Origin of the sequence: Yersinia sp. 2542 StPb PI (assembly GCF_048593855.1) — a bacterium.
Lineage (GTDB): Bacteria > Pseudomonadota > Gammaproteobacteria > Enterobacterales > Enterobacteriaceae > Yersinia > Yersinia enterocolitica_E.
Map to the genome: position 1 here is coordinate 12879 of NZ_JAZGQA010000044.1, position 14422 is coordinate 27300.

Below are 14422 nucleotides of genomic sequence, written 5' to 3' on the forward strand. Positions count from 1 at the left end.
CGATATGGCGGCTCGGCACCGGTTCCACATGCCGGCCACGGACGCGGTGGTCATGCTGAAAATCAATAACAGTTAAGTCGTTCGATGGCTCGATATTTCAAGCATAATCCGGCTTTCAGCCAGAGCCTGAGCATGTTGGTAAATTTTTAAACGCAACCAGCGGCGTAACCGATCGCTATGTGTCCGCTCATGCCAGATCTGCATCATGTCGATGCGCGGCAGTGCCAAAGGTAACGGGTACAGGCGCAATTCAGGATCGCGGGCAACGGCCTCTTCCCCCACCGAACGCAGGCAGGTAAGTAACAAGTCACTACCTCTGATTAAACGGCTTGGCGCAAGAAAACTGGACAACCCGGCAACGACTTTACGAGCCAGTCCCTGACGTTGAAGGTCACGATCAACCAGCCCGTTCAGATCGCCGGTCAAGGTTGTCAGAACATGCTCGCAAGCCAGATAGCTGTTCAGATCCAGCCCCTGTAACAGCAGAGGATGATCTGCCGCTGCCAGCACGACAAAATCCTCGCTCAGCAAACGCTGCTGATGAAAAGTCTCTGGAAGCTGCTCGTAAAAACCGGCAATAGCCAGGTCACAGGTACCTTTTTCAAGCTCGTCACGCGGTAGCATTCCACGCGTGTTATGGGTTATCAACACCAGATTGGGAGCCTCCTGCCGCAAGATGGGTAATAAACCCGGCAGCAGGATCTGCTCCATGTAGTCAGTTGTATAGATATGTATCCGCTCAGCCCGTGCAAGAAAATCGCGCCCTTCACATTGATCGTAAAACGTCTCGATATCTTCAACCAGCTTTTGAACCTGAGTCGCAAGCTGATGGGCACGTGGCGTGGGGGCCAGGCCTCGCGGTGCCCTGACAAACAGCGGATCGCCAAATTCATGCCGTAACTTGTTAAGCTTATGACTCATTGCGGGCTGGCTGAGTGACATCCTGATCGCAGCCTGAGAAGCATTACGCTCCTGATACAGTACGTGAAAGAACAGCAGCAGGTTGAGGTCTTTGTTGGCTATATTCATTTTTTGAATGCCTGAAATGATCGCTTTTTATTTTTAGAATTATAGCGAGCCATCCAGGCTGATAGCCAGTTTGCTGATCCACGCGTTGTGGCGCTCAACGGAGATAGAGGCGCATATGAAAAACCCCCGGCTGTGACGGGGGATACTTATTGGCGGCAACCTGATCAGCGCAAGCAGGGATTAATGCCCGTTTTGCAACTGCGCTAACAACGCTTTGGTAAGAGCATGGTCAGAGAATGGGTTTTGACCGGTGATCAACTCACGATCAACAACTACATTCGGGGTCCAGGCTTTTGCCTGTGTCAACTCGCCGCCTGCTGTCGCCATGGCTTTGGCTGGGTAATACCGGATCTTCCCCCCCTTCAGTGAATCCTCAAAAACCTGTTCCTCTTCATCCGCAAAAATAGTCATGCGATATCCCTGATATATCCAGTTCTTTGCCTGTGACGTTTTGCCTTGGATCAGTCCTGCTTCAAAATCCTGCGGATCGTCTTGTGCTGACAGTAGGGTAATCGGACCATGGCAGATGGCGGCGGTAGGCTTGCCTGCAGAGTGGAAATGCTTCAGCAACTCCCCCACCTGTGGGTTATTGGCAAGGTCAATCAACGGCGCATGGCCACCAGGGATCAATAGACCGGCATATTGAGAGAGATCACCAGCCAGTACTTCTGCCAGTTTGTGCGGCTTATTAATCCCTGGCATATTTGCTACCACCGATTGAATACGCAGCATTTCCGTACTGTTACCGCCAAAATAGAGCGGATCAACCGAAAGCTGGTCAACGCTCGGTGCCTGGCCGTTTGGCGTAACCAGCACCAGTTCATATCCCGCTTTTTGCAGGCCATCTGCAGGCACACCGAATTCATTGAGATAATACCCGGTCGGATAGGTTTTTCCCTCTTTAAGCGGTAACTGGTTTTCACCAGAGAGCAGTACCAGTATCCGTCCATGGGTTTCCGCTGCCAAAGCAGTGGCACCCATACCCAGGCAAAGCAGCAGGGCAATCACATATTTAGTTAATCGCATAACAAACATCCAGGTTATTAGGGTGTTATATTGGCTGCCGTGATTTACAACAGCTTTAGCATGGCTTCAGCAGTAGCGTCTGAAGACGCCGGGTTTTGTCCGGTAATCAACAAACCATCTACCGCAATGTGGCTTTGCCAGTTTTCGCCACGGCTGTAGAGCCCACCGTTGGCCTTGAGCATTTCTTCAACCAGGAACGGCACTGTCTGAGTCAGTTCTACGGCGTCTTCCTCACTATTACTAAAACCCGTAACTTGTTTCCCCATCACCAGCGGTTTGCCTGACGTATTCTTGGCATGGCGCAGTACCGCAGGCGCGTGGCACACCGCAGCGACCGGTTTGCTCTGCGCCTGGAATTGCTCTATTAGGGCTATTGAATAGGGGTCTTCCGCCAAATCCCATAGCGGGCCGTGGCCACCGGGGTAAAACAGTGCATCAAAATCATCGGCGCTAACCTCCTGTAGTCTCAGAGTTTTTGCCAGTGCTTGCTGCACAGTGTTGTCCAATGCGAACCGATGGGTGGACGCAGTTTGGGCATCCGGCTGGCTGCTTTTCGGATCAAGCGGCGGTTGGCCACCTTTGGGGGAAGCCAGGGTGATCTCCGCTCCGGCATCGAGGAAAACGTAATAAGGTGATGCAAATTCCTCCAGCCAAAAGCCAGTTTTATGACCTGTACTACCCAGCTTGTCATGAGAAGTTAATACCATCAGGATTTTCATCATTTTCTCCGTTGAGCGCCGCAGCGCATGAATCATGAACTGGCTGTCAGCTTAGGCGATTCGCTATAATTCTAAAAAACAAAACTGTTCATTTCAGGTATTCAAAAAATGAATATAGCCAACAAAAAACCCAATCTGATGCTTTTTATCCGTGTATGTTACGAAGGTTTGTCTAAGTGGTGTAGGTACCCGAGGCGCATGGTGCATGATCTCCGTTCATTATCACGGTAGTAACGTTACCCGCACCCGCACATATTATGGACGGTTAACGATGTGGTTGAGCAATTCCAGATTGCCCAGCCGATAGAGGGTAAAAGCATAGTTTGGTGTTCCTGTTAGTGGCTGGGTTTCAATAAGGCATTGTTGCCGGGAAATAAGATTTTAAGATCAACCGATTCAGCCATCGCACGGTTACCTTCATCGCTGGGATGGAGTCGGTCACCTGAGTCAAAACGCGACAGCAGGCGGGTACGATGCTCAGGGTCACGTAACACCGTATCAAAATCAATAACGGCATCAAAGGTGTCACTCTGGCGTATCCAAGTATTCACCTGCTGGCGTAATGCTTCTTTCTCTGGTTGGTAATAATTGTCCATCGGTGTACCAGGCAATGCCCCTTCGAATGGTGTCAGTGTTGCACCGATAACACGCAGACCGCGAGCATGAACCTGCTCAGCCAGTTGGCGATAGCCAGCTGTTAACGCCTCGAGTGTGGGTCTTGGGCTCTGTGGAGCGAAAATGGTACCCGGCCAGGCAATGTCGTTAATCCCTATCATGACAATAACGCTTTGCACTCCTGGTTGAGCCAACACGTCACGGTCCAACCGTGCCAATGCATTGACACCCATACCGTCAGAGAGAAGCCGGGCACCGGAGATGCCAGAGTTGATAACACTGATACCCCGCGAGGCAAGGCGAGTAGCCAGGAAGTCTGGCCAGCGGCTATTCTTGTCCAGACTTGCAGCATTACCATCAGTAATGGAATCTCCGAGAACCACAACTGTCTGCGCTGCCTGTTCAGTTTCAACATGAACCCCCACCAGCAGCGGACGTGTCGTCGTGCTCTGAATGGAAGCATCTGTCACCTTAAGCTCCAGGGCTGAGGTCTGATCTCCTGGAACAATCCAGCTAGTCTGACGGCCATCCCAGTGGAAGGTGCTCATAGTGGTAGCCTTCGGTAGATAGAAACTCACGGCAACCTGAGTCAATGCAGGTATGTGTGATGTTACAGGATCGCTGACCAACAAAGCGCCAGGGAGGATCGTCGCTGCTTCCTGGCCACCAAATGTCACAGTGCGTAAGCTATCAGCCGCAATGCTGTGGTTGTTCTGTGTCTGTGCAAACGTTACTTTGCCCACGGTGAGTGGCTGACTGCCATGGGTATTGGATAGCACGATACGAAAACGCTCTCCACCCAGGCTGATACGCGCCACTTGGCGAACTGTTTGATCATGCAGTTCGGTTGGTATATTTGTGGGAAGCGGAAAACTCGAACCCCATACAGGCTGTGGGCTGGCCCCCCACGTTGCAACCCAAGACGGTGTGGCAGCTACCGCAGTGGTGGTTACCATGGCAGTACCCACTGCAAGGGCCCAAGTTATAATTTTTCTAGATGAAGTCGTTAAAAATGATTTGAATTGCTTTTTCATATTAGTGAACTCAAAAATAAATCGTGTATTAATTATGAATTCAAAGACACAATCACGATAGACTGTTCAGCGGAATAGCATTTGTGAATTAAACTCATCAAGGAGGCAGATATGGCCCGCCAAGAAGTCAACCGCTCCGGCGAATTAGAAGTGTTCGTGCGTGTGATTGAGCTAGGCGGCTTTTCTACCGCCGCCCGCGCCTGTGGCATGACACCCTCAGCTGTCAGCAAGTTGGTCGCACGACTAGAGAAACGGCTGGGTACACGGCTAGTGAATCGTTCCACACGACAACTGCAACTGACACCAGAAGGCTGTGCCTACTACGAGCGCGTAGTGCGTATCCTTGCTGATTTGGACGAGGCAGATCGCTGTGCCAGTGAAAACGCTGCGCCACGTGGTCGGTTAAGGGTCAATGCCAATGTGCCCTTTGGGCATCACTTCCTGCTGCCGTTGATACCTGAATTTTTGGAGCGTTATCCTGAGGTCATGCTGGATATTATGCTGACCGATGAGGTCATCGATCTTCTGGAAGAACGTACCGATGTGGCCGTGCGGGCGGGGCCGCTCAAAAGCTCTAACCTGATGGCGCGTAAATTGGGTCAGACATGCAAGATAATTGTCGGGTCGCCTGATTATCTGGTTCGCCATGGTGTCCCAGTGACGCCAGAGGATTTATACCAGCACAATCGTCTGGGAACGAATTACGTGCGTGCCCAACCTGGCTGGTTATTGCGTCAGGGTGACAAGAATATCGTGATACCCATTAGTGGCAACGCTCAAGTCAATGATGGTGAGGCATTGCATCGTCTAGCCTTGGCTGGGCTAGGATTGGCGCGTCTTGCTGCCTTTCAGGTACGTGAGGATATCGGTGCTGGCCGATTGATACCCGTACTTGAGGATTGCGATCCTGGCTATATCGAGGAAATTCATGCCGTGTATGTCGGGCAGGGGGGTCATCTGCCGTTGCGTGTGCGGGCTTTTCTGGATTTTCTGGCTGAACGAGTCGATATCAGTACCCGATCAATAAATTCAAAACCGCCTGGCAAGAGCTGAAAATAGGGTATCTCAGCTATCATTTATAGGTAAAAACAAAGACACCTTACAGGTTTAGGGGGGTAACTTCACGTGGAAAAGTGGGGGTGTTTTGGTTCAAAAGGCTGTAAGCCAAATTATCTATTTGAGACAAATTATGGCGCTCCGTTTTTAACCACTTCATTGCTCCGAGTCATGTGCAAGCGCTGTACTTTACAGATACTTCGGAACCTGCCCGGAATGTAATGAAATCTGAGATTGAACCGCACCGATTTTCTTGGATAGTTTTAAGTCCACTTTGGGCCAGATCATAAAAATATACAGGGGAAACTCCTAATGGTGACTGGTGTGAAAGACACACTGATTCAATCAAGCGATGATTTTTATAAAAGCAAAGCAGGCCGGTGTGGATGTGATCTATTGAAGCATGGAAGATATGGACCATTACATCAGAAACAGGTCTGAGCTGATCAAGCGTTCATTTGAATGGCTGAAACAACAACTGGAACCTGGCAATTCGCCATAAGCGCACTGCTGGATGAAACATCATAGCGGCTCACCCCTCCTGAAGAGGGAAAAGATGGCCAGCTATAAAGTCTACAAATCTCTGAGTTTAGAGCAGAACATGCGATCGAATTCTCTGACTAACCATAAAAGAATGGAGGGAAATTTGGCTGTGTCCCTTAACAGCCCGTGGCGCTGTCGCAGCCCCATAACCCATCACTTAGGGCCGAAAGCTGTAGACATTTCCTGTTACCCAGGTCCCTACCAATAAATCAGCGTTACGTCCTCGACCCAGCGCGACCGCACTCCCAGATAAATCACTGACCACGATATCGTCACTCAATCCCTAACACGGGAGGAGCTGTTTGATGTTTTTCTTTCTTTGTTGTTTTTGAAAGAAATGGTAAGGGGCAACATAATTTGACTGATTCGCGTCAAGATAGTCAGCCCACCACTGCATCATCTGATATCTGATCTCAAGGTGCTCAGCCAGATGGTTATAGGCAGCTCTGACAGAGTTTCTTTCCTGATGGCTCATCTGAAGTTCAATAGCATCCCGCGACCACTTTCCTGACTCAATGAGGGAACTGCAGGCCATGGCTCTTAGGCCATGCGCACATATTTCAGATTTCGTGTCGTATCCCAGACGCCGCAGTACTTTATTTATGGTGTTCTCACTCATGACTTTAAACATATCGTGGTCATTGGGGAAAATGAATTGACCGTGTCCTGATAGCTGCTGTATTTGCTTGAGGATTGTAATGGACTGGGTAGAAAGTGGCACCAGATGTGGAGTTTTCATCTTGGCGCCTCGCTCGGAATAGCGGATACCGGGAACAGGATCTCGGGTATCAGGAATGGTCCAGAGTGCATTATCAAAATCAATCTCTTCCCAGCGGGCAAAACGTAACTCGCTGGAACGGACAAAGACATACAAGTTAAAGCGCAGTGCCAAACGGGTCAGAAGCCGTCCATTATCCTGATTTAGTCTGGCAAAGAAATCGGGCAGACGAGAGAGTGGAAGGGCAGCATGGTGACGTTTTTTCGGTACGGCAATGGCTCCGCTCAAGTCGAGCGCCGGGTTATATTTGATCATCTGATTCTGAATGGCGTAGCGCATAATGTTGACGATGCGCTGCTGCAGCCGCATGGCAACCTCCAGAAATCCTTTGTCTTCGATGGCTTTGAGGACATACAGCAAGTCAGCCGTGCTGATATCGGAAATAGTTTGTTTTCCCAGAGGCGGGAACAGATACATTTCAAGGCTTCGTAATATACGGTTTGAGTGATTTTCAGACCAGGTGCGGTTGCTCTTGTGCCAGGTGCGAGCTACTTCTTCCAGAGTAATGCCTACCTTTCTGGCCTGTTTTTCATGACGCCGAGTTTGTCCTGGGTCTTTATCTTGAGCCAATTCGGAGCGTGAGTTGTCGCGTAATTTTCTGGCCAGCACTAAGGAGACGGCAGGGTAGGCACCAAAGGCCAGCTTCCTTTCCTTTCCGCCATAGCGGTACTTGAGATACCAGAGTTTTGAACCGTTGGGTTTGACCAGAAGGTATAGACCGGCGCTATCACTCAGCTTGAAGGGTTTGTCTTGGGGCTTGGTGTTTCGGATTACAACATCAGAAATTGACATTTGGGGGCCTCGATATTATCGAACCGAACAGGCCCCTAATAAAGCCCCCAAAAGTTGTGGCAGTCAACGTAACAATGTGGAACTCAGTGTAACCACATTTACGTATAACTTATTGATCTTACTGCTTCCATGGACATCAGTAAACATCCTTGGAATAGAAAGTGGCTCCTCTGACTGGACTCGAACCAGTGACATACGGATTAACAGTCCGCCGTTCTACCGACTGAACTACAGAGGAATCGTGTGAACGAGGCGAATAATAGCGAGGGTGGTGACGTTTGTCAAAGTAGAAAAACACTAAAAATGTGCGTTTGCTGAGAGAATGAGCTTATTGGCTTGTTTTTCAGCAAACTTGTTTATTTTCTCGTGAGTTATCCCGCCAAATGAGGTTATTTTTAATAAGGCTGAGAGGCGCGTTTGTATTGGGGAAGGTGATTGGCTCGGTAGTGACCGAAAAGCGCCCATTACACGCCGAGGTTATGTATTTAAACCCGCTAATCAGTAGGAAAGACACTTTTAGCCGTGTGTTTTAGTGACATAAGCAACATAAGTGGGACATGTGTAAAATATCCCTTAAATTCAATAGGGTAATAATTTCGTGGCGGGTAGCCAGAATTGTCAGAGGAATTACATGAGCTGCAATTCCTCTGCGATTAACCGTGAAAATAGTAATTCGTTACAATGTCACTTTTATTAACTGGCTGTTTTTTAGCTGATTGCCAGCATCATCAAAATAGACATAGTTCAAGGTTACTTCACCATTGAGTGAGGTAGGCTGCTGTTCAAAATGATATTGGCGCTCAGCAAAGGGTGTGACCATCATGTCCATCTCTTGTGCTATCAGAAAGCGTTGTTGTTGGTTTTCTAGCTGAATCTGACCAAAAGAGACATGGTATGGTGTGGGGTTATGGGCGGTGAGAATATATTCTTTGTTTTTCTTCTTAAGGGTAAAACTGACTTTTTTCATTGCCTCAGCCGGTTTCGGCGTTAGCCCATCAGGCCGATAGAATATTTTCATTTGGGTATTCATCGCCATAGCAACCTGGGCCTGAGCATCGGTGTTACGCCGGGATTTAGGCGGAATTTCATACAGATTGAGCCAATAAACAGACTCTCGATCTGTCGGCAGATTGTCACCTTTATTGATAATGCGCAGCCCTTGAGCCGCTCCTGCCTGCATTTTGAAAACAGCAGGTAAGACAATGAAAGGCGCTTTGCTCTGATCGGGAGTGCTGTCCACATCGCCATCATCAATCCAGGTCTGCACCACGACCGGATAATCATTGGTATTAGCCAACATCAGGGTGCGCTCACGTGATTCAGGCTGATAAATCATGCGGGTTGAACCGGCCACTAAACCGGCCATGGTGTGTTGGCTGATGCTCAACATCAGTAAAAATAGGCAGAGGAGTCTCATTGTATCTTCACCAAAACGTAAGCGGTCGCATCGACTTTGCCAGCAGTAGGCGTGCCGTTAGGTAATTTTTTCAAGGTGGCGACAAAGTGATGTGAATAGTTATCATAACCAGCACCATTGCTGCCATTAGCACTGGCACCCGTGAGTACCGGGTACCAACCCGCGTTGGTATTGGCATTGCAATTACTGACACATCCTCCCCAACCAACAAAATTCATTGCCGCGCCGCTGCTGTCACTCAGGCTGATTCCCACGCCGGTGGCTATATTTTTGTCAGTACCATAGTGGTCTGATAAAAGATAACTCACGCCGCCGGCTGCGTTTACTAACCCGAGTCCTTGTGCTTTCAGATAACCGGGTAATGAAGTTTGGATGCCCAGCGCAGTTTGCCCACTATTAATGCCAGATTCCGTACCCGACTGGCATTCGATATCGACAGTGATATCCGCGCTGCGTGATTGATTATCATTAAGTTCGTTCACGGTGATAATAGGGAAAACCACATAAGGTGTGACGTTACGTACTACGCAGGTATTTTTGCGTGTCAGGACAGAGACCGGAGAGGTATTCATACCAAATGCCATATAGCGGCCACTTCCCCATGTTTGGTAATTGGTTGCTGAGTCATAGCCGGTTTCCGGTACTGGCATGCCGGGCCCTTTGAATACCACGTAACCGTTGGGTTGATTGCAGGAATAGCTACCCGAATAGTTATCAGCCGCAGGACCAGAACATCCCCAACTGGAAGGGCCGGGCGTGCGGTCTACAGAACCTACTTTTTTTAGCTCAGCACGGATTTGGCTGAAATGTTTACCCTTAATTTGAATTTTATTCCCGACTACGTCGTACTTTCTCAACGGGACCTGCTGCCAGATGCGAGTAAATTCGACGCCAGTATCAACATGAGTCAGTTTCAATGCGGTATAGGGGAAGAAAGTCTGAAAATAGTTATCACCCATATTGCTGTAGCCGCCGACATTACTGTCGCCATTAGTCGCAAAAACTTCAAATAAACTGTCTTTATCGGCCACATCACATTCATAGATAACCGCTTCCGGGTCTGACCAGAAACGGGCGGGTACCAAGCTGATAATGCTGGAGGCCAGGATTGAATCGACAGGCTGAATGTAATTACTGGTTATATTGATGTTGCCTAATTGCAAAGACGCACCGTAGTTATCACCACCGATATTGGCGCCTTTCCAAACACATTGTGCATAACTGGGTAAGCTGATGCTCAGTAATGCGAGTGAAAAGAATAACCCCATATAGTGTGAGAATAGGGGCTTGTATCGGTATAACCTGGCGTAGTGAGTCGTTATAGGATTCATACTGTTTCTCTGATTCAATGCTGGGTAACGACACACAAGGCATCGAGTTTATATAACTGTTTATCGTTATTGGGCGTGCCTAAGTCGTAATTTAACTGGCAGCGTTCATCGGCGGCATCGCCCCATACCAAAATGAGTGTGCCTCGGGTTCCTTCAGCCCGAACATAAGCCTGGCTGGCCTGACCAACCATACCAACCTCGTTCTTTTGCTGCGGAGCACTGTTGTCGCCGTCGGCCGTCGTGCTGTATACCACGGTGCCCATAGGTAACTGACTACCATCAGCCAGCCGGACGGTAATGAGTACCGGGTAACCGCTGAGGGTGCGGAAAGTGACTTTCACTGCTGAGCCGGCAAAGGGAGCAACTTGCCGCTCACCATCCTGAAGCTCTGTATTGAAATCCATGCCATCAGGATTGAGCGTAATGGTGTTGTAGCGATACGGGGTGAGTGTTGGCACCAGTGCATAGCCAAATCTGTCAATACTTGAACCTTGGCCATACATCACTTTGGCACCACTGGCGCCTTTGGCCTCGATCAGGGCAAAAGTATCACTCAGATAAGGTCCCAGTGTCACACCGCCACTATGGAAGGCCACCGCCCCACGGGCGCTGGCTGAACCTTGCCAATAACCAGGGCTGCTGGACGCACTGCCGCTCAGACTAGTGACAGGAAGCCGTTTTTGTAAACTGCCACTAAAGGTGTTTTCTTTCGTTTGTTCACTGCGGGCAAAATCCATACTGTAACTGGCGGATTGGTCCTCGCCCATCACACCGGATAATGAGGTCTGATAGCTGGCGCCACTGAGCTTACTGTTGACAGCACCGGCGGAGATATACGGCGCATGCGCACTACCACCTAATGGGAATGAGACCGACATCTGCACCACAGTCTCGCTGATGCCAAGAATATTTGCGCCATTGGCCGCTGGCATGCCGCTACCGGGGTCGACAAAGTAGGTTTCGTTGCTGCCGCCTCCGGTTTTTTGTCGTGAGACCGCAATATTGAAACTGGTATCGCGCCACAGAGTATTGGCATAGCCTAATTGCAACTGTGTATCCCGCTTGCGGTCATTGCGATAATCCTGTGAAGACGCGGTCAAATACAGAGAACCGTAGCTGTTAAAACTCTGATTCATCGATATTTCTGCCCGGCTGCGTTGCCGGTAAGTATCTGAATTCCAAACTTTGCCATTACGGGCTGCACGTACCCCCAAAACATCACTTAAATCGCGATAACCCTCGGTAGAATAGCGGTAACCCGCCACGGATAATGTGGTATTGGTAGCTTCGAACGTGCGGCTGAAGGAGGCTCGCGCCATCCAGCCCTGCTGCCGTTCATCACCATAACTGTTGTCATCCGCTAGGCTGGCATTCGAATAGGTAGCATCCAGCCCTAAGGCACCAATATAGTGGGTAAAGACGCCCCCCAGCATGATGGCCTGATAACCTGACGCCACGCGTAGCCCGGTATTGGCGGTAATGGCGTTACTGACCCCTCGTTGATAAGTCAGTTCACTGAACACTTCACTACTGCTCAGATCCCGCACTTGCCCAGCGGCGAAGCTATAGCGGGAATAACCGGGGCGCAACGACTCCGGCACGGAAGAGAATGGCACCTGAAAGGTGCTTACGCTGCCATCCGCTTCCTGAATTTCTACCGTCAGGTCACCGCCGAAATTGGTGGCTGATAAATCATTAAATTCAAACGGCCCTGGTGACACAGTGGTTTGGTAAATAGACCGATTGTTTTGATAAACCGTGACTTTGGCATTGGTTCTGGCAATCCCTCGCACAATAGGGGCATAGCCGCGTTGCGATTCAGGCAACATGCGGTCATCAGTGGCCAATGCGATGCCGTTAAAGCCCAGACTGGAGAAAAACTGACCCGCGCTGAACGTTTGGCCCAAGGTCACTTCACTGCCTATGGCGGGCAGCGCGCGTTGGCTGTATAGCCGGTTAGAGGTCCAGTTGGCTCCTCGGGTAGGGTCATAGCGCAATGAACCCTGTTGACGCAAACGCCACATGCCAGCATTGATACCATTGGTTAGGCTGAGATAAGTTGAGTTGGTTGAACGCTTAATTCCATCTTTGTTATAGCCCACGTGATATTGGTTCAAGTTGTAATTGCTGAAACCAATGGTATCCCCCGAGGTTAAATTATGGGGGTCAACATAGCCACGCGGCACTTTTTTAACGAACAGCTGTGGTACCGACAAGTCGAAGCGCAACTTGGCGTAATCAAAGCGATAGTCACTGGCCGGCAAGGTGGTTTTAAAATCCAAACAGTCATCTTTTGGGTCGCTGTTTTTCAGCGCCTCCTCAGTGACGCCGGCTTGTTGCAGTAGTGCGACTGACAAACAGGGAATAACCGCATCATTTTTTGCAATAAATATCATTTCTATACGATCAACAAAATTGTTGTTCATATAGAGATCAACCTGATATTTGCCTTCTTGATAGGTGTCTTTTTTATTAAAGCGGGAGATGGAGCCTAAGCCGAGCGCTGAGCCGCGGACTAACGCATCCTCAAATACATATTCGTCTTGATTACTCTGTTCTGCTGCTGACACGAAATGGCTCGCCAGTAAACCGTGCGTTAGCAAATAGGATAACCAGGGAGCAAACCTCACTGGTTATCTCTATAACTGGGCACAGTCTGGATTATCATCACGGCTGGACTACAAATGATAATTCGTGGAAATGTTGGTGCCATAATCATTAACCACGTTCAGCGTCAGCACTTCGCCCTTTTTGGCCTTAACCCCAGCGGGTAAGGCTAAATCAGTGGTCGAATTGGGCGAGAACATCTCACTGGTGGCGAACGAAATCGTTTTCCCATCACTGACCAATTTGGCATCACGCAGGCTGATATAATAACCCGTCGGGTTACTTATCTTGATTTTATCACCGCTAGTGCCATCCAGAGTAACGCGTATCTTTTCACCTAATGTATCGACATTTTCTTTTAATGCCGCAGGGCGGTAAAAAACTTTCATTCGGTTATTAACGATCAAAACCAGTTTGTTTTCGGTCTGTTTATCTGCTTTTAACGCGGGGATCTGCAAGAAGTTAAGATAGAAAACTGATTCACGATCTTTAGGTAAATGGCGCTCAACATATGACAACCGTACCACTTGCCCACTTTGGGCTTCCATACGGAATATCTGTGGTGTCAGTGTGAAAGGGACATCACTTTTTGATGGCGAAGACTGGTTATTACCGTCGTCCATCCATAATTGGACTAAATTCGGATGGTCATCTTTGTTACTGAGCTGTATTACTTTTTCCCGCGTACCTTCGGGATAAATAATACGAGTACCGGTCATGACAACACTGGCTTGCGTCCATAAGGGTACGCCGCTGAGCAGCAACAACGAGCAGGCGATCATTCTGTGGGCAATCAGTGTCATAGCAATTACTTATCCTTGATACTTCTGGTTTGTTTCGGCTTCGTTACCGATTGGCAACGTATTCATGATATGGCTTGGATCTCATGAATAGTCAGGGATAGGTGATCGCGTATTGTGCGGAAGCAATAACGCTCCCGGCGGTCGCACGACCTTCTTCCGTAATATATTGAGCCGCCAGATCCTGTGATGCTGAGGTTGCACCGGCGACCAAGGTGATTCCCGGTACTTCAACACTGCCACCAGACATGCGAATTGGGGCACCATTAGTATCAAGTAACTGAATAGCAACATTTTGAGCTGTACCCACATTGCCCAAATTACCCGCCGAAGTGACGTTCATCCCCTGAAAAACCGAACTAATCTTGGTGTCTTGAATGGCAATATTGCAGCCGGTTAGGTTAATCGTAAAATTGGTTTTACCTGCAACTGCATTAACTTGATTCAGGTTGCTGGTCGAAACTGTTGGTAACAAAACTACCGGGGTGTTAGCTGTGCCATTGATATCCACCATGCAAGTTTGTTCGGCTACCTCTCCCTGAAACTTGATAGTGTTATTTGAGGTTGCAGCTAACGCCATACCCGGCAGGGTAAGTAGCACCAACGTCATTAGAGTCTTTCCCATTTAATTCCTACTTAATTTTATAATTTATATTTAGTTGTACGGAGACCTCT

At 49.0% G+C, this 14422-nt stretch carries 11 protein-coding genes and 1 tRNA gene; 1 reads left to right on the top strand and 11 read right to left on the bottom strand.

All coding sequences use genetic code 11. The annotated features are described in order from the left end of the window. Positions 1–72 precede the first annotated feature (72 nt). From V1952_RS07990 to V1952_RS08005, 4 genes are all read right to left on the bottom strand, one after another. Complete coding sequence (locus tag V1952_RS07990; RefSeq protein WP_261466630.1) at positions 73–1029, bottom strand: LysR family transcriptional regulator; 957 nt, start codon at positions 1027–1029, stop codon at positions 73–75. Between the two features lie 180 nt (positions 1030–1209). Next, on the bottom strand, positions 1210–2055 hold the full coding sequence (locus V1952_RS07995; RefSeq protein ID WP_372558536.1) for a type 1 glutamine amidotransferase domain-containing protein: 846 nt from the start codon (positions 2053–2055) through the stop codon (positions 1210–1212). 44 nt (positions 2056–2099) lie between these two features. Next, on the bottom strand, positions 2100–2774 hold the full coding sequence (locus tag V1952_RS08000) for a type 1 glutamine amidotransferase domain-containing protein (RefSeq protein WP_420070809.1): 675 nt from the start codon (positions 2772–2774) through the stop codon (positions 2100–2102). Between the two features lie 335 nt (positions 2775–3109). Then, a complete protein-coding gene (locus V1952_RS08005; RefSeq protein WP_372558537.1) occupies positions 3110–4345 on the bottom strand; it encodes an SGNH/GDSL hydrolase family protein in 1236 nt (411 codons plus the stop codon). Between the two features lie 189 nt (positions 4346–4534). Here V1952_RS08005 and V1952_RS08010 point away from each other — a divergent pair, with 189 nt between their 5' ends. After that, positions 4535–5476, top strand: coding sequence for a LysR family transcriptional regulator (locus tag V1952_RS08010; RefSeq protein ID WP_260514215.1), 942 nt, complete (start codon positions 4535–4537; stop codon positions 5474–5476). A gap of 829 nt (positions 5477–6305) precedes the next feature. Here the strand turns inward: V1952_RS08010 and V1952_RS08015 are convergent. The 7 genes from V1952_RS08015 to V1952_RS08045 form a co-directional block, all read right to left on the bottom strand. Beyond that, positions 6306–7592, bottom strand: coding sequence for a tyrosine-type recombinase/integrase (locus V1952_RS08015; protein ID WP_420070767.1), 1287 nt, complete (start codon positions 7590–7592; stop codon positions 6306–6308). Between the two features lie 162 nt (positions 7593–7754). Continuing rightward, a tRNA-Asn gene (locus V1952_RS08020) sits at positions 7755–7830 on the bottom strand. Between the two features lie 438 nt (positions 7831–8268). Further along, positions 8269–9009 carry a molecular chaperone gene (locus V1952_RS08025; RefSeq protein WP_372558552.1) on the bottom strand — a complete coding sequence of 247 codons (741 nt, stop codon included), beginning with the start codon at positions 9007–9009 and terminating at the stop codon, positions 8269–8271. Further along, positions 9006–10340: a fimbrial protein gene (locus V1952_RS08030; RefSeq protein WP_372558553.1), complete on the bottom strand. Its 1335-nt coding sequence runs from the start codon at positions 10338–10340 to the stop codon at positions 9006–9008. Before V1952_RS08030 ends, V1952_RS08025 begins: the two co-directional genes overlap by 4 nt. A gap of 14 nt (positions 10341–10354) precedes the next feature. Beyond that, positions 10355–12970, bottom strand: a complete 2616-nt coding sequence (locus V1952_RS08035) for a fimbria/pilus outer membrane usher protein (protein WP_372558554.1) — start codon at positions 12968–12970, stop codon at positions 10355–10357. 48 nt (positions 12971–13018) lie between these two features. Continuing rightward, positions 13019–13750 carry a molecular chaperone gene (locus tag V1952_RS08040; RefSeq protein ID WP_420070766.1) on the bottom strand — a complete coding sequence of 244 codons (732 nt, stop codon included), beginning with the start codon at positions 13748–13750 and terminating at the stop codon, positions 13019–13021. A gap of 91 nt (positions 13751–13841) precedes the next feature. Then, positions 13842–14372, bottom strand: coding sequence for a fimbrial protein (locus tag V1952_RS08045; RefSeq protein WP_372558556.1), 531 nt, complete (start codon positions 14370–14372; stop codon positions 13842–13844). Between the last annotated feature and the right edge of the window lie 50 nt (positions 14373–14422).

Bases quoted from the DNA above. Each gene is read 5' to 3' on its own strand.
- V1952_RS08045 (WP_372558556.1), bottom strand. From the start codon at position 14,372: ATGGGAAAGACTCTAATGACGTTGGTGCTACTTACCCTGCCGGGTATG.
- V1952_RS08005 (WP_372558537.1), bottom strand. From the start codon at position 4,345: ATGGTAACCACCACTGCGGTAGCTGCCACACCGTCTTGGGTTGCAACG.
- V1952_RS08000 (WP_420070809.1), bottom strand. From the start codon at position 2,774: ATGAAAATCCTGATGGTATTAACTTCTCATGACAAGCTGGGTAGTACA.
- V1952_RS08015 (WP_420070767.1), bottom strand. From the start codon at position 7,592: ATGTCAATTTCTGATGTTGTAATCCGAAACACCAAGCCCCAAGACAAA.
- V1952_RS08025 (WP_372558552.1), bottom strand. From the start codon at position 9,009: ATGAGACTCCTCTGCCTATTTTTACTGATGTTGAGCATCAGCCAACAC.
- V1952_RS08040 (WP_420070766.1), bottom strand. From the start codon at position 13,750: ATGACACTGATTGCCCACAGAATGATCGCCTGCTCGTTGTTGCTGCTC.
- V1952_RS08010 (WP_260514215.1), top strand. From the start codon at position 4,535: ATGGCCCGCCAAGAAGTCAACCGCTCCGGCGAATTAGAAGTGTTCGTG.
- V1952_RS08030 (WP_372558553.1), bottom strand. From the start codon at position 10,340: ATGAATCCTATAACGACTCACTACGCCAGGTTATACCGATACAAGCCC.
- V1952_RS07990 (WP_261466630.1), bottom strand. From the start codon at position 1,029: ATGAATATAGCCAACAAAGACCTCAACCTGCTGCTGTTCTTTCACGTA.
- V1952_RS07995 (WP_372558536.1), bottom strand. From the start codon at position 2,055: ATGCGATTAACTAAATATGTGATTGCCCTGCTGCTTTGCCTGGGTATG.